Origin of the sequence: Cylindrospermum stagnale PCC 7417 (genome assembly GCF_000317535.1) — a bacterium.
Lineage (GTDB): Bacteria > Cyanobacteriota > Cyanobacteriia > Cyanobacteriales > Nostocaceae > Cylindrospermum > Cylindrospermum stagnale.
Genome location: NC_019757.1, coordinates 2,823,965 through 2,847,985, shown reverse-complemented (window position 1 = coordinate 2,847,985; position 24,021 = coordinate 2,823,965). Strand labels below are relative to the sequence as shown.

Below are 24,021 nucleotides of genomic sequence, written 5' to 3'. Positions count from 1 at the left end.
AATAAAGTATGGATCGCCGTTATTTTCTAAAGTATGCCACTTTAGCAGGATCTAGCTTTACCTTAGCTAGTTGTGTCCCCGGAAAAAAATCGAATTCTCAGGAACAGGTATCTCCCTCAGCATCGCCTGTTGCTGTCAATGAACCTCTGAAGATAGGATTTGTGTATTTAGGGCCTGTAGGTGATTTTGGCTGGACTTATGCCCATGATTTAGGTCGCCGGGAAATGGAAGCCAATCTTCAGGATAAAGTAAAAACTACTTTTGTGGAAAGTATCAACTCTTCTGATGACGCCGAAAGAGTAATTCGCCAATTAGCATTAGACGGTAATCAGTTAATTTTCACAACTTCCTTTAGCTACATGCATCCGACATTGAAAGTCGCTAAAGATTTTCCCCAAATTGCCTTTGAACACTGTACCGGATATCAACGCGCTATTAATGTCGGCACTTATTTGGGACGCTTTGAAGAACCGCGATATTTAACCGGGATGATTGCCGGCAAAATGACAAAATCCAACATTATTGGTTTTATTGGTGCATTTCCTATTCCTGAAGTTATTCGGGGTATAGGTGCGTTCACTCAAGGACTACTGGCAACTAATCCCCAGGCAAAAGTCAAGGTGCTGTGGGTAGAAAGTTGGTATGATCCAGCTAAAGAGAGGGAAGCTGGACTTGCTTTAATCAATTTAGGTGCAGATGTGCTGACACAGCATACTGACTCAGCCGCTGTTGTCCAACTGGCTGAGGAAAAAGGAATCTATGCATTTGGCTACAACACTGATATGAGTACCTTTGGTCAAAAAGCACACCTAACATCAGCTATTAACAGATGGGGCAAATTTTATATAGACAAAGCTTTAGCCGTGATCAATGGCACTTGGAAAGCTGATGATATTTGGGATGGTATTGGTGCCGGGATGGTGGATATTTCCCCAATGAATCAGGCAATTCCGGTGGAAGTTCAGCAGTTAGTAAATGCGAAGCGTCAGGCGTTTATTCAAGGTATTGCTCATCCTTTTGATGGCCCGGTGAAAGACCAAAAGGGTGTGGTGCGAATACCCAAGGGTCAGGTGTTGGATGATCAGGGACAGTTGGCGATGGATTGGTATGTTGAGGGAATTGACTCTTCAATTCCCCAGCAGAAACCTGAATAGATATCCCCGTGGCTTGTCAATTTAGCCAGCAAACATTCTCTGGAGATTTTCTGGATGCGTAACGGCTAAATATTGATTTGCCATTTCTGGTGTGAGTAGTTCTATCATTAATCTATTTTCTAACCAAAACTCAATGACATCAAAAGAAGAGTTGCGGTGACAACGCAGTACTTTCCAACCTTCTCGATTGCCAATCTCCTCAATTTTTTCTTGGGTATTCGTGACAGAAATCGCCGCATGAGTAGCTGTAAAAGTAGGGGAAGTAGTAGCCTCTACAAATTTAGACTGTTCATTTCCCTCACCAGGTACTATTTGAGTTTTTAACGGATAAACTTCGATTCCTGTCCCATGTTCGTCGAGAGACAAAGCCATATAACTGCCTGGGTGAGGAAAAAAGGGAAAAGCTTTTCCATTCAAGACTTCAGCTAGAACTTCGGCAACATGCTGGGGTTTTTGAGCAGAAATAGACAGGTGATGAATCATACTTGATACCTCATAACCCATCATCATGATGGCGTTAATAAACTATCACTTGTGATTTACCGGACTTCAAAGATATCAAAATTATCTGAAAATTTCGCCAGACGCTTCATAAAAATAAATATTGAGTATTGTTGTTTTATGAGTATCTAATAATTGACAGTCCTCAACGGCGGTGATGGTTACTATTTTCTCTCAGGTGCGTTACCCTACCACTAACGCACCTATCACAGCAAAACTATTTAGGTAAAACCTGCCGCAGCGCCGCTAAAAGTTGATCTACACTTTCTGGACGACTATTAAAACCCATCAACCCGACGCGCCAAACTTTACCGGCGAGTTCTCCCAAACCGCCACCAATCTCAATATTATGCTCATGCAATAACTGCTTGGCAACTGCCTTACCATCTACCCCTTGGGGAATGCAGACAGTAGTTAAAGTTGGTAAACGGTACTCTCGCTCAACGTGCAAACTTAATCCTAACTCTTCTAAACCTGCCCAAAGATACTCTACATTCTTTTGGTGACGTTGCCAGCAATTTGCTAATCCCTCCTCAGCCACTAAACGCAGTGCTTCCCGCAGTGCATAATATAAATTAATCGGGGCTGTGTGGTGATAAGTGCGATCGCTTCCAGCGGGGCGTAGCCCATCGCTTCCCCAATATTTCCCCAGCAACGACATATCCAAATACCAGTTAGCCACCTTCGTTTGGCGTTGTTGCAACTTCTCCACAGCACGGGGACTCATGGTAAAAGGCGAAGCACCAGGAGAACAACCCAAACCTTTTTGACTACAGCTATAAGCTAAATCAACTCCCCACTCATCCAAAAATATCGGCACACCACCCAAACTTGTCACCGTATCCACCAGCAACAAAGTGCCAAATTCCCGACACAATTCACCAACACCTTCCAAAGGTTGACGTGCGCCGGTGGAGGTTTCTGCATGGACTAAAGCTAAGATAGCTGGACGATGGGTTTGTACAGCAGTGCGGAGTTCATCGAGGGTGAAAACTTTTCCCCAAGGTTTGGTAATGGTTCGCACATCTGCGCCATATCTCCCTGCCATATCCACAAGACGATTACCAAAATAACCAGCAGCGCCAATCAAAACCACATCACCAGGTTCTGTAACATTGGCGATGGTTGCTTCCATTGCTGCTGTACCGGTACCACTGACGGCAATGGTAAGGGGGTTTTCAGTTTGCCAAGTGTAGCGCAGTAGGGACTGTATCTCGTCCATAAGTGAGAGAAAAGCGGGATCAAGATGTCCCACGGGGGAGGTATTCATTGCCTGAAGCACGGCAGGATGGGCATTAGATGGCCCAGGGCCCAGCAGCAACCGGGAGGGGATGTCTAGGGGTGCGAGTGGCAATCTAAGGCTTTCGTTGATGGTGATTGTTGGCGTCATAATCTGTTTGAGGTTAGACGGTACTAACCCGAATCATAGTGCGATCGCATCTCTTTTGATTTATCTTGACCCACAACACGGCACAAACGCTTTCTGCACCCTGATTTTCTCCCAAATGATGGCACCCTTCCCGACGCTCTCAGGCGGAAAATTCAAAGTCTCTCCCCTACAAGGTCAGATTCAATGTCACCTCATGAGCGGTTAAACACTTAAATGAAAGCTGCTATAACCTAATGAGCAGCACAATCCGCCTGCTTCAGTCCAGGGCTATGAGGTGTTACAGTCGGTGCTTGAGCCACCAGAACCACATTACCACGGGCATCAATTACCCACCCTTGAGCCTCGACAATTTGCTCTGGTGAATTGACAGCATTATCCTTTTGTGCATCAGACTCTATATTCCCTTGCTTCTGAGTCACCGCATTATTACGGACACCGCCAGCACGATTTTCACCTTCATCTGAGACTGAAATCCAATCTGTCAGCACAGCCTCAGACGTCAATACATCCGTGGGGTCAGCTACTACGCCACCACGCCCTGTGGCAGTAAATGAACCCCCTGCTAGTTTGCCACCAGCACCGCAGGCGGCAGCAATTTGCCCCGCAGTATCAATCAGATTTTCCGGCAGTTCCACTAATTTTTTGGGGTCAATATCTGGTGTGTTGATTTGGATAACGCCATTTAAGTCACGGTTTTGCTTAGAAAATGCCGTGATGTCACTTGTTGGCACGTATTGCGAGTCTAGTTCATTTGGTTTTGGATTGCCCAACAACTTCACCAAGTCTGCACGAGTGCGGGGCACAAACCCAAAGATGCTCTTAGCATTAATGGTGATATTACCACCAGCGCCAGAGAAGCCATTGGCAGTGATATCGTTATTTCCTAAGGGAGTAGCGACAACGAAGCCTTTAGGGGCATTGATCGTGATATTACCACCATTCCCACCTGCATTTGCCTGTCCTGCACTAGCGGATATCTGACTTTGGCCGCGCATCAGTAATGTGTTCTGCACCTGTAGATTAATATTCGCGCCATTACCTGCTTGAGTCGTCGATGAGATTATTCCTTTATTTTCTAGAAGGATAGAGCGAGCATTTACGTTTATTAAGCCTGGTGTTCCCAGATTACTTTGATCTCCTTGGTTAGGTAAATTCTTTGCAGAATTAACTCCCACACTGATTAAACCTCTATCACGGACAATCAATTGTCCTGTGGTAATGTTGACTGTCCCTGCATTTCCGTAATTTAGAGTTGAAGCAGATAAAATACTGAAAGTTTCTGTTTTTGGGTTTCCAGCTATCTCTACTAAATCCGAGGCGTCCACAGTTATATTCCCTCCTTTACCCTCAGATATTGGTTGCGTTGGAGAAATTAAATCTGTAGCAGAATATGCTGTTATCGCTGCCCCATCTTTGAGCCGCAACGTCCGGGTTTTGATTGTAATATCACCTGCCTTACCCTCATTAAAAGTTAAAGCCAAAAGTCCAGTTCCACCAGTACCACCAATTAGCTCTACGGACTCCAAGGCATTCACAATCAAATTTCCCGATTTTCCCTTGCTGTTGGTAGTAGTAATTATTTGTGCATTATCCTGAACAATTAATTTACTGGCAATAATAGTTATATCTTGGCCATTTGCCTCACCGAAAGTTGAACTTGCCAAGACCGAGTTATTGCCAATTATTTCCACGTTCCTACCCCTCACCTGAATGCTACCGCCACTGGTACCAGCGGTATCAGTGGTAGCACTGATACCACTGACATCTACCCGAGATTGAATTTGATTACCATTATCGCTTCGCGGCATGAGTCGAATGTTTTGAAAACCTTTTACATCTTCATATCCCAAACTCCAACCTTGCTCTATTTGTTTTAATTTCACCAGACTATTAGCTGCTACACTTCCTAGCTCAATTCGTCCTGAATTTGCTGTTAAACTTCCGCCCTCCAGTGTTATATCACCGCCTACAAGTGCTAAAGTTTTGCCTTGATTCACCTGTAGCCCACCTAGTTCAATTTTAGAGGAACTGTTTGGAGCTACTTGAGATAGGTTGTGGATGGGAGCCGCAGTTGCTCCAAATTGTAAGCCGATGGGAGTAATTACTGTGAGTAAAGGTTGGGTTTGGGGATCTGTGGCACTAAATTTAGCACCATTGTCAAAGATCACACTACTGGCTGTACTCCCGATAAATGAGCCGCCGATTTGTAAAGAAGCCTTGGGCCCAAAAACAATCCCGTTAGGATTAATTAGAAACAGGCTAACACCTTCAGCTTTCAAAGTGCCTTCAATATTAGAAATAGACTTACCCGTTACCCGGCTAAAAATATTTTGAATACCCCCAATATTTTGAAAGTTAGCTGTAATCCCATCAGGGACAGAAAACTGGTCAAAACTGTGGAATAGATTGCTTCCAGATTTGGTTCCACCATTAATATTTATACTTTTGCCCACCTGTTCTGTAAGAGAATTATTAGGTAGAGTTCCATCTGGGGTGATTTGAGCAATAGCCGAGTGTGCAGAGTAAGCCATTACACCACCTATTGCCAGTTCTAGCCCTGGAAACCAGATCCAAAGATTTCTCATACCAGATATTCCACCTCTCCCAAGAAGTAACGTTGCTGAATAACGGTGACATCCCACCTGTATTAATATAGACTACAATAAAAAAATGTACTCTGTGTTTTAATCTTTCCTAAAAAACTCTATTGCGTATAGATATCTTCATTCTCCTGTTACCAAATTAGATATTTATATACGCCAAAAACATAAGGTAGGGGCATAAATTTTTTATGCCCCTACGAAAAGCGTGTATTTCACATAATAGGAGTAGCTGGAATAAGCTATTTTCAACTTAGCCAAGGATTATGGACAAGGGCATCTGTACATACCCCCACCATTAGGATCTATACACCAGCAAACGCATTCATCACAGTCCAGTGTACCAATCGCCGGGCTTACTAATAAAGAAGCTACTTTTATTTTGTCGATACCAACATCTAAATTGAGTTTAGTTGGGCTATTTTTCAACTTTAACATAATCAAGTCTATATCTGACAGTCCATATGTTTTGAATATGTATGTAAAGTTAGATTGACTCAATATATTGCTTAATTCATTATCAATCTCTAATTGAACCTGCGGTAATTTTTCAGCGTTAATGACTGTTGATATTAATGCCGATGGTTCTAGCATCAGGAGAACGGTAGGACTCAAATTGTTTACAGATTTATTGCTGCCGTCAAATATTCTAATATTACCCTGGGTAGCAAAGTTTAAATTACTAGTTAAAGTAGCATCCTGGTGAATGTTGGCAACAGCAGAGGTTCCAGAAAAAGCTATTGCACTACCGATTACTATTCCTAGCCCTTTTGCCCAGCCCAAAATATTTTTCATAGCTTGATATTGCACCTTTCTAGATAATTAACAGTTTCTGAACAACAGAAGCGTTGCCTTTACGTTAAATAGATTACATTTAATTCAGTAATGTCCATTTTTATTTGATCAGAGTTTAAAACTTGTAACATTAGCAGCATTGTTAACTGCTGATTAAGTACAAAGCCAAAATTTTATCAACTTGCTAATTCGATTTGCCAATAACATCAAATAGGGGCATAAAACTTTTATGCCCCTAGGAAAAGCGCGTATTCCACGTAATAGGATATAGCTGGAATACGCTATATTCAACTTAGCCAATGATTATGGACAAGGGCATCTGTACGCAGTCCCAGTAGTAGAATTGAAACACCAGCAAATGCATGTTTCACAGTCCAGTGTACTAATCTCCGAGCTTACTAATAAAGAAGCTACTTTTATTTTGTCGATACCAACATCTAATTTGAGTTCAGTTGGGCTAGTTATCAACTTTAACCTAATGAAGTCTATATCTGGCAGTTCATATTTTTTGAGAATATGTGTCAAGTTACATTGACTCAAGACTTGGCTTAATTCATTCTCAATTTCTAATTGAACCTGCTTTAATCTTTGGGGATCAATGCTTACTTGAGTTAGGTTTTGAATACTCATGACTTGGTGTTTTCCTTGTAACTCGGCAGATACGTAAAATAATTTTATGATGTACTAATTATTTCTTCACCTTGCCTGACTGCAATTACGGCTAATTTTACAAAAGTTTACATTATTTTTTGGGAAATCATTCCATATTTCCATAAATTTGGCTGCTTTCGTCCATGTTAGCAAGATGCTAAAATAGCTAGATTGTTGCTATATAAGCATCCCAGCCATTGTATGCATCAGCTAATAAATGCGAATTATTATCAAATTGTTTTTGAATTGGCAAGAAGGCTGTAGCCCCTCAGTCAGATGGGACTACTTTGTAATGATCACTGTACTGCTGAAATAAAATAAATATTTTTATACCTAAACACCAACAATTAGTGTCCATCCCTACCAATAATCAGCGCCTACTCTTCTTGCTCGGTTTTGGTTTTGGGCTGGTGGTGTGTGCGTTAAGTCAAAACTGGCTACTTGGTGACAACTTTTAAAGGCTTTTACCTACAACACATTCTAGCTAGCAGTGGCGATCGCCTCTGACGGACTCTCCGTGCGATCGCATTTTGCAGCAAATTTACCAGCATTTCCCGTAACAATTGGTTGTTATCGGGTGATTTTTGGAAACCGAAAAAATCCTGAAACTAGCACTAAGTAAGACTATTAGCCCCAAAATCCACAGAATAGCATCTACCAAAATTTATGTTACAGGGTTGATCACATTTTCTTTTTTGGTTGGCAAGATGCGTGTCACCCCTCAGCCCTAATAAAAAGTAGAAGTTTAAGTCCTCTCTAACTGGGAAAAAAGTTTCTCCCAGTCAATCACTGTTGGTCTGGTTCCCTGGTTGACTAACTCAAAAACTTGCCCAGACGCACTTGGGTAAAAAAGGCTTTCCACACAAGCTGCGGCTACGTCAATGCGGCTGGAATCACCTTGTAGTGTGTCACCTGTACCCACGACCACACCAAATTTGCCCCCGGTTTTTGCTTTCAGCAGGGTGTTGAGGTCGTATGAGGTATAGGGGCCATCAATCAAGCGTCCGGGGCGAATTATGGTGTAGGGTAGTCCTGAAGTAGCGATCGCATTTTCACCCTGTTGTTTGGCATCAAGGACACCGAAACCGTTGAGAATACTCCAAGGAAGCTGATCTTTACGGAGAATGCCACAGGAAGACACAAAAACGAACCGCTTTAAATTGCCTGGTGCTGCTGCTACTAAATTGCTGACACCTTGGCCATCAACCTTTGCTGGACTATTTTTAGCTTTAGCTTCACTAAATTTACGGTCAACAAAAGCGATTCCCCATTCAATTACGTTCAGGCTGGGGTCAAATTCCCATCTAGCTGAAGGAAAAGCTGTAGTCCCAGTGCAACAAATAATCGCCGCCACATCCGGCATCGCTGCTGGGAGTGTTGTCGCTTCGCGGATATCACCAACGGCAATTTCCACTCTGTTATTAAACATCTTTGTGGCTTTAGCTGCATTCCGTGTCAGAATGCGAACTTTAAAACCTTTTTCTAGCAGCTTACCTACCACCAGTTGTCCTACACCACCAGTCGCACCAGCAACGAGTACTAAATCTTCAACTGAAGTCATAACTTTCTCTTAGATATTCTCTATTGCTAATTTACCTCCTCCGTGAATCAAGTAGCCTAGAAAATATATCCCATGTTTGCAGATATGCCCTGTGATTGTTGACAGCAGAATCAGAAAAATTGATTTACAGCAATTTTCGATTGATTAGACGTTCTACAGAAACCAGACAACCATTATTTTGATTTTTAGGTAAATATTGTCAGCGCCAAACATCACACTTCGTCAGAATTTATACGGAAGAAACCCAAAATTGGGTGAAAGATTTTATCAAGGGCGATAAATGGATACTCAAGATTGCCAATTATGTTTCCTGACTATCACCCGATAACCATCACAACACTTAAAATCTAAAGGCTGATTTATCAGGAATCTATTCAAATGAGCCAAACAACTAACAAAGTATTTAAACAATCGGGAGTAATTCCCTATCGGATCAAAGATGGAAAAATTGAAGTATTATTAATTACAAATCGTAGCCGTCAAGACTGGGTAATTCCCAAAGGGGGAATTTGCAAAGGCATGAGTCCGTCTGATTCCGCAGCAAAAGAAGCATGGGAAGAAGCAGGAGTTATTGGTCAGGTAAATACTCATAAACTCGGTTATTACAAGTATCGTAAACGAGGTAATACTTACCGTGTAAATTTGTTTTTGTTACCCGTAGAAATCGTATTAGAAGATTGGCCAGAAGCTAGTAAGAGAGAACGGCAGTGGCTAGATGTGAATACAGCAGCTAGCTTAGTCAAGGAAGCCTCACTCAAAAGAATTTTGAAAATTTCCCAAGACAAAGTTCAAGTTAATATTTAATATCTATTTGCCAAACATTGATTAGCATAATTTAAAATCTATCAGGTAGTGTATCGGGCTTTTTTGTCTTGTAAATCAAGTAGATAGCTTGTCAGAGAGACTTGACGGGAACAAAAATATTAGTCAATATCCAACAACTCGCCATCAGCAGCAAGCAATGCCCAATAACTAATATCTAGTATCTGAGGAGTGTTAAGGTGTCAGACTGGAAATTCTCTCGAAGTTTACAAGTAGGAATCATTTTCTTGGGGATTGCTGCTGGTAGTGTTGGTATGACTTCGCTTCTACCTAAAGGTGGATTTAATCATCTGTTGGCAATCAAAAAAGCAGACATTAATAGTACTAAAGCAAGTGTGGGTGGGACTGTATTAGCGCAAACTTTCCCTCCAGCGACAAACCAGATGGTGGAAGTGCCTAAAGCATTTGCCGGAACAACTATTTATCAGGCAAAACTGAAACCGAATGAGAAAGTCATCGCTTTGACTTTTGACGACGGACCAAGCCCAAAAAACACTGCACAGGTATTAGAGATTTTAAAGAAAAATAATATCAAGGCTACATTCTTTGTGGTGGGAAACATGGTGCAATCTTTTCCCCAAGTGGCGAAGAAAATAGTAGCTGATGGTCACGTACTTGGCAACCATACCTGGCATCATTGGTACCGTCGTATGGATACAGCTACAGCAGCTAGTGAAATTAATCGCACAGCAGATATAATTTACAAAACTACAGGCGTAAAAACTACTCTCTTTCGTCCCCCAGGCGGCTTTTTGAATAATGGATTAGTTGACTATGCCAAAAGTCAAAAATACGCCATTATGATGTGGTCGGAAGCGTCGGGAGATGCTGAACGTCGTGTACCGCCAGCAGCAACAATGGTCAAAAATGTCCTCAAAAGCGCCAAACCAGGGGCAATTGTCCTCATGCACGATGGTGGGGGTAACCGTTCTCGGACTGTTAAGGCTTTACCACAAGTTATTGCCGGCTTGAAATCCCAAGGTTATCGATTTGTAACTGTCCCTGAACTGTTGGAAATTCAAGCCCAAGAACAGCCGTTAGCAACCAAAGCTTCACCTGCGGTTAAAAACTAACGATGAACAGCCAAAATCACCCCCATAATTTAGTGCAAAATCAAAAGTAGAGTAGGCGTCTCGCCTGCTACTGAATGACAGGCATCTTGCCTGTCCTACTGAATGACAGGCAAGATGCCTGTCCTACGTTCTTCCAGTACTTTGTAAATCGTCTAGATTCAATTTATTGCAAAAGACAATTTTAGGGAAATTAAACCACAGACAAACACAGAGAAATAGTGATGTTTTTTATTGATTACTGATTAATAAATATTGAATTTTTAGTTTGCAATTTTTAACTATGCAGCCTCCAGATTTTCAACCAATTACCCAGCGTCCGCTGTTAAACTTGCCTCATAATGCCAGAGTTGCTTTGTGGGTGGTAATGAATATCGAACACTTCACCTTTGGCAAATTAGGCACAGCAATTCAACCCCATTTGAATAGTTATCCAGAAATTGCTAACTATGGTTGGCGTGACTACGGTAATCGCGTTGGCATTTGGCGATTATTTGAACTATTTGCCGAGTTAGAAATTCCAGTAACAGCAGCAGTCAACGGCGAGATTTGTGTAATGTATCCAGAAATTATTGCCGCTATGCAGTCCCATAACTGGGAAATAATGGCGCATGGCATTAATAATTCCACTGGGCATAGTGGCATGAATCAAGAAACAGAATTTGAAATAATTAATAAAACCATTAACTTACTCCAACAAGCAACAGGCAAAAAGCCCAAAGGCTGGTTAACACCTGGATTTTCAATTACAGAATCAACCTTTAAACTATTACATACAGCAGGAATTGTTTACACTGCCGACTGGGTAAATGATGATCAACCTTACTGGTATACATTACCCAATGGTCGCCTTTTAGCCATACCTTACACCATAGAAGCTAATGATATTAGCTTGTGCTTAAGTAACCGCTTTTCTGGTGCAGAATTTGCCCAAGCGATAGAAGACCAATTTGATCAACTATGGCAAGATGGAGAAACTCAAGGGCGAATTATGGCAATTGGATTACATCCGTTCATTGTTGGGCAACCGCTAAGGTTAAAATATTTAAAACAATGTTTATTGCACATTAAAAATCAGCCTAATACCTGGTTAACCACAGGTGAAGGAATTTATGAATGGATAAAAACAATTAATAATTAATCTTTTTCTTTACTCTCTGTCCTCTGCGGTTCCTTAAATCTATGACAACTTCAGAAACCCAAATTTTCAAAGTTCCTGTAATTGATGCTGACAGAGAAAACGTCAAACCCTATGGACATTTATTAGGCGATGACGTCAGCAAACCTGGATTAGGAATTCCCTTTTATCAAGAACGAGTATTAGAAGGCGAAAATATAGACTTTAGCTATCGGGGAACAGCCACTTTTAGAACAGCCAAAATTATGCCGGGATATCCACCAATAATTTGGCTAGAACGTCATATCCACATGACACAAATGTTTATCGGCTTGGGTCAATCACCGTTTATTATGGTGATGGCACCACCTAATCAAGATGATGGCGAAAACTTGCCAGATTTAAATCAAGTCAAGGCGTTGCGGTTTTCTGCCGGTTACGGACTATTACTGCATCTTGGCACATGGCATGATTTTCCCATAGCTGGCGATCGCCCCGTTGTGATTTTAACGGCAAATTCTGATGAAGTCGTCACCGCCTTAAGTCAAATGCAGACGCCAGATGAGATGAACCAAGGCGATGTTTACAAGATTTCCCTACCAAAAAGGCTTGGTTACGAAATCCAACTAGAAATTTAATAAAACATGGATTTGCCAAACATCGAAACTTACTTAAATCCCGATAATTTGCATAATATCACTAACTGGGGCGATGATTGGGCTTGGTTGGCTGGTGGAACTTGGCTATTTTCCCAAGCGCAACCACAACTAAAAACGTTAGTAGATATCCAGCCCTGGGATTGGTCAGAAATTGAATTAAGCGAAGATAATCTAATTATTGGGGCGACTTGTCCATTAATTAAATTATTAGAATATCCCTGGTTAAATGAATTCACAGCAGTGGCGGGATTAAAAAGTGCTGTAAATGCACTAGCAGCATCATTTAAAGTAATTAATCTAGCAACAGTGGGAGGTAATATTTGTCTAGCTTTGTCGGTGGGAACCTTGGCACCGGTGATGGTGGCGTTGGGTGCAAGTTATGAAATTTGGAATTTACAAGGAGATGCGCGTCAAGTTGCGGCGAAAGATTTTCAAATTGGTTTTAAAACCACAATTTTACAACGGGGAGAAATTTTCAGGCGGGTTTTGATTCCTGTCTCTAATTTAAAATGGCAAATTGATTATCAACGCTTTAGCATTGCCGCAACTGATTCTGCCTTAGCAATTGTCGTAACTGCTAGCAATCATCAACAGGTGCGTTGTGTGATTGCTGCTAGTGTTGCTGCACCCCGGTTGCTGGAATTTGAAAGTTTGGAAACAGCAGAAAGGCAATATATCACTGATTTAGAAAATGAAAATTTTCTTGCAGATGCCAAGGCGAGTGCAACTTATAGACAAGAGTTGACAAAAGTTTTAATTAAGCGTTCTTTATCAGCTTTAATTGAGTTAACCACAAAAGAAATAAGAGAAACCTAACCCCCCAACCCCCAACAACCTCTCCCTAGCCCTCTCCTCTTAGGAGAGGGGAAAGGAAAAACTTTTGTTGCTCTTAAGGGGGAGTGTTGAGAGGTTGCATGCAACGTCTCTACATTTATAGGAGAGAGGTATTTAATTTATTATTCAGTTATTTAAGATGGCAGAAGCGTTAAATTTTAAAGTCAATAATCAATCTTATAGCGAAACTTGTCATCCCGGAACAAGTCTTTTAAGTTTATTACGCCAGTTAGGCTGGTTTGGAGTTCATCGTGTTTGTGATACTGGTGATTGTGGCGCTTGTACTGTTTGGGTAAATGATGTGCCTATCCACAGTTGCATTTATCCAGCAATGCGAATTGCTAATAAGTCGGTAACAACAATAGAAGGACTTTCGCCAAATGACGAACTTGCACCGATGCAGCAAGCTTTTTTGGAAGCGCAAGGTTTTCAATGTGGTTTTTGCACTCCAGGAATGATGATGAGTGCAGCAAAATTGCCTAAATTATCAGAAGCTGATTTGAGGTTAGCTTTAAAGGGAAATTTCTGTCGTTGTACTGGATATCAAGCGATTATTGAAAGTATTTTGCTCTCGCAAAACTCAGAACTTAAAACGCAGAACTCATTCGTCAACAGTCAGCAATCTGTAGGAAAAAACGTTCCTAAACAAGATGGTGCGGCAATTGTGACGGGGAAAGCATCTTACACCGGAGATATTTCACCCCCTGGGTTACTACACCTTCAGGTATTTCGTTCGCCTTTTCCCCACGCCCACATCCGCAAAATTGACACAGAACAAGCTAAAAAACTCCCCGGAGTGGTTGCCATTTTTACCCACGCAGATGTACCCAGAATCGCCTACACCACCGCCGGACACGCTGAACCAGTACCCGACCCGTTAGACCATTATTTGTTAGATCATACAGTAAGATTTATTGGCGATCGCATCGCGGCTGTAGTTGCAGAGTCACCAAGCATTGCTGCACAAGCTTGTGAGTTAATTACAGTCGATTATGAAATCTTACCTCATGTGACTCACCCAGTTGCCGCAATCAATAGTGAAGTTGTGATTCACGACGAACCAGAATCATCACAGATTGCTGATAGAAATCGCAATATTGCTGGACAAATATTTTTAGAATCTGGTGATTTAGCACAGGGATTTGCTTTAGCTGATTTAATAGTCGAAAACACTTACAATTTACCCGCAGTTCAACACGTCCACCTGGAACCTCATGTAACTCTAAGTTGGTTAGAAGCAGATGGCACCTTGGTAGTTCGTTCTAGCACTCAAGTACCATTTCATTGTCAGCGGTTACTCTCGCAAATTTTGAATTACCCACAAGATAAAATCCGTGTTTATAAAGCGCAGCTTGGCGGCGGATTTGGCAACAAACAAGAGATATTATCAGAAGACCTCTGTGCATTTGCCACCCTAAAAACAGGTAAACCTGTGCAATGGGAATTTAGCAGAAACGAGGAATTCACAGCCACAAATAGCCGCCATGCTATGACAATTAAGCTAAAAACTGGTGTGCAAGCAGATGGGAAAATTGTTGCCCAAGATATGGAGATAATTGGCAACACTGGTGCTTATGGAAATCATGGACAAACAGTAGTATTTTTAGCAGGTTATATCCCCCTAGGTTTGTATCGTTGCCCAAATAAAAGATTACAAGCATTTGCCGTTTATACAAATACAATGCCAGCGGGTGCATTTCGTGGTTATGGTGCAACTCAAGGCACATTTGCAATGGAAAGCCAAATTGATGAAATTGCCCAAAAGCTAAATATTGACCCGATAGCAATTAGGTTAAAAAATCTCATTCGTCCGGGAGATATAATTAGTGTAGGCAATTCTCAAGACCACTTTAACTTAATTGGTAGCTACGCCGTTATCGAATGCTGGGAAAAAGTTATTCAATCTCTGGGATATATTCCTGGTACACCGCCAATAGTCGCAGGTTCTCGGCGTCGGGGTGTTGGCTTTGCCGTTTCTATGCAAGGAAGTGGATTATCAAAAATCCATATTGCTAAAGTTAAATTATCCCGTTTAGCTGCGGGTAAATATGAGTTAAGGACTGGTTCCGTAGACGTAGGTACCGGTTCAGATACCACCTTGCAGCAAATAGCAGCAGAAGCATTAAAGGTGACAGTTGCTGATATTAATATCATCGCTGGGGATACCCAAGAAACGCCTTTTGATGCTGGTTCTTATGCTTCAGCAACAATTTATATTTCTGGACAAGCCGTGAAATTAGCCGCCGAAAAACTCCTAAACACCGACGAAACCAGCGTCGAACTTTCTTATGCAGCCGATGAATCAACATTAACCTTCGCCGTTCAAGGGGTAGAAGTAGAAGTTGATACAGAAACAGGCAAAGTTAAAGTGTTACGATGTGTGCAAGCGATTGATTTAGGTAAAGCAATTAATCCGCGAATTTGCCAAGGACAAGCAACTGGGGGAATAGCGATGGGAATTGGCTATGCTTTAACTGAAGAACTATTATTTGATACCCAAGGACGCATACTCAACCCCACATTGCGAGAATATCGCATCCCCACAGCCGCAGATATGCCACCCATCGAAGTAATTTTAGTCGAAAAAGCCGACCCTTACGGGCCTTACGGCGCCAAAGGCGTAGGAGAGATTACCACAAATTGTACAGCACCTGCGATCACAAACGCCATTTTTCAGGCAACAGGGTGCAGACTATACCAACTCCCCATGACACCCGAAAGAATTTGGCAAAAACTCAACAACCCTCCAACTTAATTCTCTCTGTGTCCTCTGCGCTTGGAGCGGTTCCTTCTCATCATGCTTAACTTCTACCAACAACTAGCAGCAACCTTAAAAAACAGTCCCGTAGTGTTAGCCACAGTCACCAGCACCAAAGGTTCCGTACCCAGAGAAGTAGGCGCAAAAATGTTCATTAGCACCGATGGTAAAACCTGCGGCACAATTGGCGGTGGCGCTGGAGAAGCAAAAATTTATCAACAAGCTTTGCAACTATTCCAAACAGGTAAAAAACAATTTGTAGAAATTGATTTATCAGGCGTACCGCAACGCCAAACCCAAGGCATTTGTGGTGGCACAATGTTAGTATGGCTAGAATTATGGTCTGGGAACGAAAGCTTAAATTTAGTTAATCAGATTATCGATACTTTAACATCAGGGCATTCAGGGGCAATTATTACACCATTTGAAATCAACAAAAAACCCTATTTAGTCGGAGAAACTCAACTCACTAACTCTCTACAAACCACCGGATTAATTGAACCTTTACTACCACCACCCACACTGTTAATTATTGGTGCGGGGCATATTGCCATCCCCCTAGCAGAGATTGCGAAAATAGCAGGTTTTCAAATTATTGTCCAAGATGATCGCCCAGAATTTGCCACCCCAGAAAGATTTCCCCAAGGGTCACTAATACTAGCACAACCCATCACCTCAATTCAGGAAAATTTAGAGGAAATTCCTAATTTATATGTTGCTTTAGTGACGAGAGGTTATCAACAAGATTTGGCAGCTTTACGGATATTATGCAATCTACCATTGCAATATATTGGCATGATTGGTAGTGAAAAACGAGTTCGCACAGTTTATAAAATACTACACAATGAAGGATATTTAACAGAATTAATTGAACCAATATATGCACCCATTGGTTTAGATATTGGTGCTTTAACACCAGGAGAAATTGCTGTTAGTATTTGTGCAGAATTAATCAAAGTCCGTCGTGGTGGTACTGGTGCTCCATTATCTGAATTGTGTTCGCCAAGAGAGCGCGACAGCGATTACAGCGATGGGAATGTGAATGGAATAAATATCTTGTAGAGACGTTGCATGCAACGTCTCTAAATTGTGGTCTAATTAATCGAAAATTGTTGCAAATAATTAAACAATTAAAAATTGAAGACTGTTTAAGTCGGGGTTGAAATTTCCGACTGAAACACATGGGTAATAGAGACTGGGAAGGAAAGGCAAGTTATGGCAAGTTGTTAAAGCTAAACTACCTGTTCGCCACCAGGATAACAAAAGGAAGAACGGGGAGCATAGAAGCCAAAAGTGGTTTCAAGCGGTTGTTTTGGTCGTAAAGCATAGACAGGATGACTTGGTTCGAGGAACTCCAAAGAAACGATTTGCCAAGGGGTAACGACCTCTGCAATATAAGGATAAACACCACTGGAAAATGACCCCTCGGCTTTTTTAGTGATGTATCGCAATTGACCACGAGCCACAGCAGCAATAGTGTTACCGACTTTAGCAGTAGTGCGGATGATCGGAACACCATTAGATTCGGTTGTAGCTATTAAGGTATCGCCATTCAGGGTTAGAGTTGTGCGTCCCGGTGTTGCCGGAACGCCACGCTCTAAAGCATAATTGATAACGGTAGAACTGGAGTTAAAGTAATGAGTCCACCATCTACCGGGGTTGACACCGCCAGGGGCATCGAGGTTTTGGAGATCAGCACCAATATAAGTCAGCGAGTACGCGCCAAAGCCAGAAGTCTGTTCATCAGTATCGACTACATATTGGTTCATGAAGACTGCGCCCCTAGCGTTTGGTGTAAACCGGTTTGGGACTAAAGCTTTAACAGCAGCAGGATCTTCAGGAACCCAGCCGAAGTATAGCATCCGACTATTAATCACCATCTGCGGCGCTGCAAGCTTGTTAAGTTCTAGAGCTTGTGCCGAACTATTAGTATTAGAACCATTAATTAAATTGCCGAGTAGTGGTGTACTCCCAACTGTTGCAGCGCCAGTAATCAGGCCAGCCGTCTTGAGAATTTGGCGGCGAGAGAAATTATCAGCCAATTTAAGCTCCTGTTATTGGATACGCGTTTTGAGGTATAAAACTATCATCAAATTGAGCTTTTATTTCTCAAATATATAAATTGTAATATTGCATTCATATCTAATTTGAATTAAAAAAAAATTTCCTCATCTCAGATAAAAATGATTATAAATGTCAAGTAAATATGAACTTTTGCGAATTATTTTGAGGAAGTTTTAAGCGGATATTTGTAAAGTATCAAGTCCTCTCAACTAATCGAATTCGACTTGTCAAAGCGTTATCTAAAGATATGCACTTTGTGATTATTTTAGCGGCGGGTAAATCTACTCGCATGGGTATTTGTAAAACTACGCTACCTTGGTGTCAAGGTAAAACCTTATTAACTTATCAACTAGAAAAATGGTTAAGTTTAGGCTTTACACCTTTAGTGGTGTTTGGTTTACATAACAGTCATCAGCAAAAAGATTGTCTTCCCGGCTGTTTGAGTGTAATTAATCCTCATAGCAATGCTGGAAAAACAACTTCTATTATTACAGGGTTACAAAATATTCCCCAAAAGTTTGATGTGTTAGCGATTTCCGCAGTTGACCAACCCAGGAATTTCGAGATTTACCAGCAATTATTGCAAGCACATCAAGAAAATTCAGCTTTGATTACTGCACCTACATATCAAGGTAAGATGGGGCATCCGTTGCTGTTTGCAAATAAAATGCGATCGCATTTAGAAAAGATTTGCGAAGAAACTTTAGGTTTACGACAAGTTATCAGCGAATTTTACCCGCTAATTTGCCAAGTCGAGTTTGATAATCCGGCTGTACTTGTGGATATCAACACGCCGGAAGAATATCAGAAAGAGTTAAGAGGATGCTTGTAAAGTATCAAGTCGTATCGATATCCCCCCTAGCCCACGCCACATGCTTCTCCCAAGGGGAGACGCTGCGCGAACAAGTCGGCGGAGCCGCCCAACGCAGTGGCTCCCCTTAAAAAGGGGGGAATTGGAGTCATTATGTTAACTAATATAAAAAATATTTAAATTAGCCCTAAGTTGAGGGCTGAAGCCCTCACTACAAACCTTTATTTATTATCCTAAGTTCAATCTGCCAGTACTGCCACTTTCTTGCCATTTTGATTTACCACTGTTAATGGTAGTGTTTGAAGAGTTTCGCGGCGGGGAAATTGGATAACTTGAGCACCTTGCTTTGTCTGTTTAACTTGCATCACATAGCGACCACCAACCCATTCAATGTTTACTATTTTGTGAGAAAAAACCCAAACTCCTGCTATTTTTTTAGCATTGAGTTCGGCAATGTAATTATCACATCTTACTGGGCGAGTTGGATTTTTGAGTTGCCAAAGTCCAGTACGGTTGATCAGATCAAAACTACCACTACCACCTGGATAGTTGATAAAGGAAAAAATATTAAACTTCCAATAATTCCCCCCTAATTGCTCAATTTCTGCTGGAGAATACCTGCTTAAACTTTGCAGGTGTTTTCTTTGTTCTGCTGCTGTTGGACGCTTCCAAGTATTTGATTCACCACAAACTTTAAAGGGTATTTCATTTGGGTTCCGGCGATTAGTTTGTTTTAATTCTTGTTGATTACCATTAACATTATTGGCACTAACTAAAATTAGAGGGGAGAAAGCCAAGGAAACAGTCGTCAGAAAACAGGTAGTTAAAATTTTACGCATAACAAAAAATCATCAACTTAATTACAATGCATCCCATTTTCGCAAAAAGTCCTGGTGTCGAATAAAAATATCAAGTAAGTTAATATTTTACGTGACAACAGGTAGATTAAAATCGCTTACAGCATCTCAAACTCTAATTGATGACTTTTGAGAAAATCATGGGTGAAATGATCTACCACATTCGTATCAGCAAGTTCTAGATTATAAAAATCTACAAATTCATGCTCAAAATATGGTCCAGCGTGCCAAGTTCCCTGATGTAAGTTAATGAAACAATTCCCCGGAATGCGGAAAGCGGCAATTTCTGATAAGGCTGGTTCATTCAGATTATTATCAGGTGGACAAACTGCAATTAACCAGTCTTTTCCTTCTAAAGAACCCAGACATTGAGTGCATTGCTGATGACGAGTAATTTTGTGAAACTTCCGTCCTTTCTTTTGCAGCCGCATAATATAAAATCGCGGAATCCCATTTTGCAAATTTAACGAAGCATCTTTTTCATCAAAAGCTTTACCATCTGAACTAGCAAAAATCACCTGTCCAAAACGCTGAAAACTTTCTGGTGTCACCCATTCTGCCTGCAATTGTTGCACTGTTTGTGATGTAGTCATAAAAAAGCTTTTTGTGCATTGATTACTTTAGATTTGAGTTTCTCGATTATCGCTCAACTTTCTCCGATTGCTAAAGGGTAAAGTTGGGTAATAATTTAAAAATTCTCTAATTACCATTCTAAATCTTTGGGGATGAGTGACTTGGGAATAATCGAAACTTGTTTTTCTCTATCTGAAGGTTTGGTATACCACCAAGCCCAGGCGATTAAAACTGCTTGGAAGGGCAGTCTTATGGCATGAACCCAAGGTTCATTTGGTATGTTTTCTAGCTTAATATGATTAACTGCCATATTAATGTTGGCTGGAAAAACGGCAATAAAAAGGGCAATTAATCCCCAAGCCGCTGGTTGACTTACAGGCGGAACTAATAACCCAATCCCACCCAAAATTTCAAAAAAGCCACTGATGTAAACTAATTCTAAAGGGTAGGGAAGTTGGGGGGGCATAATTTTGACATAGGGTTCGGGAATCACAAAGTGCGTCACTCCTACGAAGATGATAGCTAGGGCAAGGATGACACGCAATAATTCCTTATACTTGTTCATGTGTTATGCTGCACTCTATACTTACTTCTACTACTACAGTGTTTTTTGCCTAATGTCACTATGTCTTAAGGTAACAGTTAGCAAAATCAGCCGACCTCTGCCAAAATACCGCATTTGCCTTTTAAAGTGTTTAAGTAAGTAAAATAACTATCCATCTGAGGGCTACTATATGGCGGTAAACGTTAGCAGACGTAAATTTATTTTGTATGGTTCAGCTGCTTTGACTACAAGCTTTCTGCTGCAAGCTTGCAATCACAACCAAAGGACGACACCGACGACTAGCGGTAGTCAAGGGTTTAAAATTGCGATCGCACTTCCTGGCGTCATTACCGATCAAGCCTGGAATCAATCTGGTTATGAAGGAATGAACCTGGCGAAACAAGAAGTTGGTGCAGAAACTGCCTATGTAGAAAAAGTAGCACAAGCGGATCAAGCAGAAGTGTTAACTGACTTTGCACGTAAAGGCTACAATGTAGTGTTTGCCCACGGCGGGCAGTTTGATGCAGCTGTGGAACAAGTCGCTTCACAATTTCCCAATACATTCTTTGTGGCGGTTAACGGTTCTATCAAAGGTGAAAACATTGCCGCTTTACGTATAGATAACCTGCAAGCCAGCTATTTATGTGGAATTATTGCCGCTTCTGTGACTAAGTCTAACAGATTAGCTTATATTGCTGGACAGGAATTTGAAGCCACTCAAGAGGAATTGCGAGGTTTTGAATTAGGGGCAAAATCTGTTCAGCCAAATATCAAAGTTACTTCTGCTTTTACTGGTGATTGGAATGATGTCGCCAAGGCAAAAGAAGCCACTCTTGCCTTAATCTCTACTGGTGCTGATGTCATCTATCAATGGTTAGATAATGCCTCACCTACAGTTTTGCAAACTGCCAGCGATAAAGGAGTATATGCTTTTGGCAATACAAAAGATCAGTTAAATATTGCCCCTAGTGCAGTTTTAACCAGTGCCGTCAAGCGGCTAGACTTAGGAATTGTTTACCTGACAGAACTAGCAAAAGATAAACAGCTAAAAGGGGAGATATATACAATTGGGCTGGAAAGACCAGTTATATTATCTTTAGGAGAGTTTGGGGATAAAGTCCCGGATGCAGTTAAACAAAAAGTGCTAAATATAAGACAAGAAATTGTTGATAAAAAAATTACTTTTGAAAATTGCAAAGAAGCCGGTAAAGATACCCGTTGTGTGAAAAAACACACGGCTTAGATCAGCCTAAATAAAGCCTGGCTTACTAGGCTTTTAGCCGATTAATTAGTCTGCACAGGCAAAATTTATCTGTGTAAGCGCGAAGATAATTCGCCTGATCATAAAATGATATATTTACGCTTAGAAAACCTCACAAAAATCTTTGACTCTTTTGTTGCCAATCATCAGATAAACATGACTGTGGAAACTGGCAAAATCCACGCTATTTTGGGTGAAAATGGTGCGGGTAAGACTACTTTAATGAATATTATTAGCGGTCTTTATCAACCCGATGCGGGTCAAATATATCTAAAAGAAAAACCAGTAAAAATTACTTCACCTAATGAGGCAATTAAACTGGGTATTGGGATGATTCATCAACATTTTATGCTGGTTCCCCAGTTAACTGTTACAGAAAATATTATCCTGGGCAGCCAAAATAAATGGCGCTTAAATCTGCGACAAAAACAACAAGAAATTGCCGCTTTATCCCAAGCATATCAGTTGGAAGTTGACCCCACTGCTAAGGTAGAAAATTTACCTGTAGGCACACAACAGCGAGTAGAAATTCTCAAAGTTCTCTATCGCCAAGCAAAGTTGTTGATTTTGGATGAACCAACAGCAGTGCTGACGCCGCCGGAAGTGGCATCATTAATTACTATCCTGCGGCAACTGGCGGCTAGGGGTAACACGATTATTTTTATTAGCCACAAGTTAGAGGAGGTAATGCATCTCTGCGATACAGTGACGGTGTTGCGCCGGGGAAAGGTGGTAGGAACGACAACTACCGAAGCTACTACCACCCAGCAGTTAGCCGAATTGATGGTGGGGCGCGAAGTTGTTTTAAACTTGCCCAAATCCTCTGCTTCACCATCCCAGGTGATTTTGTCGGTGCAGAGATTGCAGGTTGCAGATGATCGGGGGGCAATCGCCATTCGCAATGTCTCTTTTGAACTGCGGGCGGGGGAAATTTTGGGGATTGCTGGTGTAGATGGTAATGGACAGCGAGAATTGGCAGATGCGATCGCAGGTTTGCAGACTATCAAACAGGGGAAAATTGAGTTGCAGAACCCCACCCCGGCTGTGCCACCCCTCTACCACGGGAAAGAGGGGTTAGGAGTAAGAGTCAGAGAGGGGGGGTTGAGAGTGGGGTATATCCCGGAGGATAGGCAGAAAATGGGTTTGGTGTTGCAGTTTAGCATCGCCCAAAACTTGATTTTGAAGACTTTTAGAAATCTGCCGTTTTGTCGTTGTTTTTTGTTGCAACCAAATGCGATCGCAAATTATGCCCAAAATGCCATGCAAGAATTTGATATCCGCGCGACTGGGGAAGCTGTGCCCTTATGTCAGTTGTCGGGAGGAAATCAGCAAAAGGTGGTGTTAGCGCGGGAATTGGCGGGAGAACCAGCGTTAATTGTCGCCATGCAACCAACGCGGGGGCTAGACGTGGGGGCGACAGAAGCGATACATTTGCGGTTGTTAGCAGAACGCGATCGCGGTGCAGCGGTTTTGTATATATCCACAGAGTTAGAAGAAGTGATGGCAATTAGCGATCGCATCGCTGTAATCTACAGAGGTGAGTTTGTCGATATTTTGGATGCACAGACAGCGACAGTCGAGGAGATTGGTTTGTTGATGGCTGGAGGGAAAAAACAATCTCCAGAATTACAGCCTGAATTAACGCCTGAGAGGGTGTTTGAAAAGTTTTAGGGAGTCAAAATTTAAGCAAGTCGCCTAACCATAATACGGATCATAGCAAGGTAGATAAAAGTCAGTAGATCGAAAACTTTTGAAAGTTGACGAAAGAATCAGGGTTTCCGACGACGTTATTGGGGCTAGTAATCACGGTCAATTGCGATCGCTTTTAGGTTCATCCAGAACAGAGGTACTTGAAAAGCAGATTAGAAGCTGATTTTGGCGCATGGTATTCCCAATGGGCTTTTCGAGCACTAGACTGATCATCGAAACTAAGAAACAATTAAATTTCAGAAAAACTGTCCTGAATTCGGGAAAATACTGAACAGCATCTGTAGTTATT

At 41.5% G+C, this 24,021-nt stretch carries 21 protein-coding genes; 12 read left to right on the top strand and 9 right to left on the bottom strand.

Features of this window, described 5'->3' with window-relative positions; all coding sequences use genetic code 11:
* The first annotated feature begins 8 nt into the window (after positions 1–8).
* Positions 9–1,154 carry a BMP family ABC transporter substrate-binding protein gene (locus tag CYLST_RS11485; RefSeq protein WP_015207894.1) on the top strand — a complete coding sequence of 382 codons (1,146 nt, stop codon included), beginning with the start codon at positions 9–11 and terminating at the stop codon, positions 1,152–1,154.
* Between the two features lie 21 nt (positions 1,155–1,175).
* On the opposite strand, the gene CYLST_RS11480 is transcribed toward CYLST_RS11485, so the two are convergent.
* Together CYLST_RS11480 and CYLST_RS11475 are read right to left on the bottom strand one after the other, a co-directional pair.
* Positions 1,176–1,637, bottom strand: coding sequence for a hypothetical protein (locus CYLST_RS11480; protein WP_015207893.1), 462 nt, complete (start codon positions 1,635–1,637; stop codon positions 1,176–1,178).
* 235 nt (positions 1,638–1,872) lie between these two features.
* On the bottom strand, positions 1,873–3,045 hold the full coding sequence (locus CYLST_RS11475; RefSeq protein ID WP_015207892.1) for an alanine--glyoxylate aminotransferase family protein: 1,173 nt from the start codon (positions 3,043–3,045) through the stop codon (positions 1,873–1,875).
* 7 nt (positions 3,046–3,052) lie between these two features.
* Between CYLST_RS11475 and CYLST_RS35535 the strand changes: the two genes are divergently transcribed.
* Positions 3,053–3,250: a hypothetical protein gene (locus CYLST_RS35535; protein WP_216595238.1), complete on the top strand. Its 198-nt coding sequence runs from the start codon at positions 3,053–3,055 to the stop codon at positions 3,248–3,250.
* Positions 3,251–3,275: 25 nt separating this feature from the next.
* On the opposite strand, the gene CYLST_RS11470 is transcribed toward CYLST_RS35535, so the two are convergent.
* The 3 genes from CYLST_RS11470 to CYLST_RS11455 all read right to left on the bottom strand — a co-directional run bounded on the left by CYLST_RS11470 (position 3,276) and on the right by CYLST_RS11455 (position 8,652).
* Complete coding sequence (locus tag CYLST_RS11470) at positions 3,276–5,630, bottom strand: two-partner secretion domain-containing protein (protein WP_015207891.1); 2,355 nt, start codon at positions 5,628–5,630, stop codon at positions 3,276–3,278.
* Between the two features lie 279 nt (positions 5,631–5,909).
* Positions 5,910–6,440, bottom strand: coding sequence for a hypothetical protein (locus tag CYLST_RS11465; protein ID WP_015207890.1), 531 nt, complete (start codon positions 6,438–6,440; stop codon positions 5,910–5,912).
* 1,396 nt (positions 6,441–7,836) lie between these two features.
* Complete coding sequence (locus CYLST_RS11455; RefSeq protein WP_015207888.1) at positions 7,837–8,652, bottom strand: SDR family oxidoreductase; 816 nt, start codon at positions 8,650–8,652, stop codon at positions 7,837–7,839.
* Positions 8,653–9,030: 378 nt separating this feature from the next.
* On the opposite strand from CYLST_RS11455, the gene CYLST_RS11450 reads away from it, so the two are divergent.
* The 7 genes from CYLST_RS11450 (at position 9,031) to CYLST_RS11420 (ending at position 16,974) form a co-directional block, all read left to right on the top strand.
* Positions 9,031–9,456: an NUDIX hydrolase gene (locus tag CYLST_RS11450; RefSeq protein ID WP_015207887.1), complete on the top strand. Its 426-nt coding sequence runs from the start codon at positions 9,031–9,033 to the stop codon at positions 9,454–9,456.
* A 197-nt stretch (positions 9,457–9,653) separates the two neighbouring features.
* The gene (locus CYLST_RS11445; RefSeq protein ID WP_015207886.1) at positions 9,654–10,547 is read left to right on the top strand and encodes a polysaccharide deacetylase family protein; all 894 of its coding nucleotides are present in this window, start codon (positions 9,654–9,656) and stop codon (positions 10,545–10,547) included.
* Positions 10,548–10,827: 280 nt separating this feature from the next.
* Entirely contained in the window at positions 10,828–11,685 is an 858-nt protein-coding gene (locus tag CYLST_RS11440) for a polysaccharide deacetylase family protein (protein WP_015207885.1), read from the top strand.
* 41 nt (positions 11,686–11,726) lie between these two features.
* Positions 11,727–12,299: an ureidoglycolate lyase gene (locus tag CYLST_RS11435; protein ID WP_015207884.1), complete on the top strand. Its 573-nt coding sequence runs from the start codon at positions 11,727–11,729 to the stop codon at positions 12,297–12,299.
* Positions 12,300–12,305: 6 nt separating this feature from the next.
* On the top strand, positions 12,306–13,136 hold the full coding sequence (locus CYLST_RS11430) for an FAD binding domain-containing protein (RefSeq protein WP_015207883.1): 831 nt from the start codon (positions 12,306–12,308) through the stop codon (positions 13,134–13,136).
* Positions 13,137–13,293: 157 nt separating this feature from the next.
* Positions 13,294–15,909 (top strand): molybdopterin-dependent oxidoreductase, encoded by a 2,616-nt coding sequence (locus CYLST_RS11425; protein WP_015207882.1) that lies wholly within the window; start codon positions 13,294–13,296, stop codon positions 15,907–15,909.
* Between the two features lie 42 nt (positions 15,910–15,951).
* Positions 15,952–16,974, top strand: a complete 1,023-nt coding sequence (locus tag CYLST_RS11420; protein ID WP_015207881.1) for an XdhC family protein — start codon at positions 15,952–15,954, stop codon at positions 16,972–16,974.
* Positions 16,975–17,144: 170 nt separating this feature from the next.
* Here CYLST_RS11420 and CYLST_RS11415 read toward each other — a convergent pair whose 3' ends face one another.
* Entirely contained in the window at positions 17,145–17,954 is an 810-nt protein-coding gene (locus CYLST_RS11415; RefSeq protein ID WP_015207880.1) for an acetoacetate decarboxylase family protein, read from the bottom strand.
* Positions 17,955–18,223: 269 nt separating this feature from the next.
* Between CYLST_RS11415 and CYLST_RS11410 the strand changes: the two genes are divergently transcribed.
* Complete coding sequence (locus CYLST_RS11410; RefSeq protein WP_015207879.1) at positions 18,224–18,808, top strand: nucleotidyltransferase family protein; 585 nt, start codon at positions 18,224–18,226, stop codon at positions 18,806–18,808.
* A 218-nt stretch (positions 18,809–19,026) separates the two neighbouring features.
* Here CYLST_RS11410 and CYLST_RS11405 read toward each other — a convergent pair whose 3' ends face one another.
* The 3 genes from CYLST_RS11405 to CYLST_RS11395 all read right to left on the bottom strand — a co-directional run bounded on the left by CYLST_RS11405 (position 19,027) and on the right by CYLST_RS11395 (position 20,782).
* The gene (locus tag CYLST_RS11405; RefSeq protein ID WP_015207878.1) at positions 19,027–19,626 is read right to left on the bottom strand and encodes a hypothetical protein; all 600 of its coding nucleotides are present in this window, start codon (positions 19,624–19,626) and stop codon (positions 19,027–19,029) included.
* Between the two features lie 116 nt (positions 19,627–19,742).
* On the bottom strand, positions 19,743–20,237 hold the full coding sequence (locus CYLST_RS11400) for an ureidoglycolate lyase (RefSeq protein WP_015207877.1): 495 nt from the start codon (positions 20,235–20,237) through the stop codon (positions 19,743–19,745).
* Between the two features lie 110 nt (positions 20,238–20,347).
* Positions 20,348–20,782, bottom strand: a complete 435-nt coding sequence (locus CYLST_RS11395; RefSeq protein ID WP_015207876.1) for a DoxX family protein — start codon at positions 20,780–20,782, stop codon at positions 20,348–20,350.
* Between the two features lie 169 nt (positions 20,783–20,951).
* On the opposite strand from CYLST_RS11395, the gene CYLST_RS11390 reads away from it, so the two are divergent.
* Both CYLST_RS11390 and CYLST_RS11385 read left to right on the top strand, forming a co-directional pair.
* Positions 20,952–22,004 (top strand): BMP family protein, encoded by a 1,053-nt coding sequence (locus tag CYLST_RS11390; protein ID WP_015207875.1) that lies wholly within the window; start codon positions 20,952–20,954, stop codon positions 22,002–22,004.
* Positions 22,005–22,109: 105 nt separating this feature from the next.
* Positions 22,110–23,693, top strand: coding sequence for an ABC transporter ATP-binding protein (locus CYLST_RS11385; protein WP_015207874.1), 1,584 nt, complete (start codon positions 22,110–22,112; stop codon positions 23,691–23,693).
* Positions 23,694–24,021: the final 328 nt, after the last annotated feature.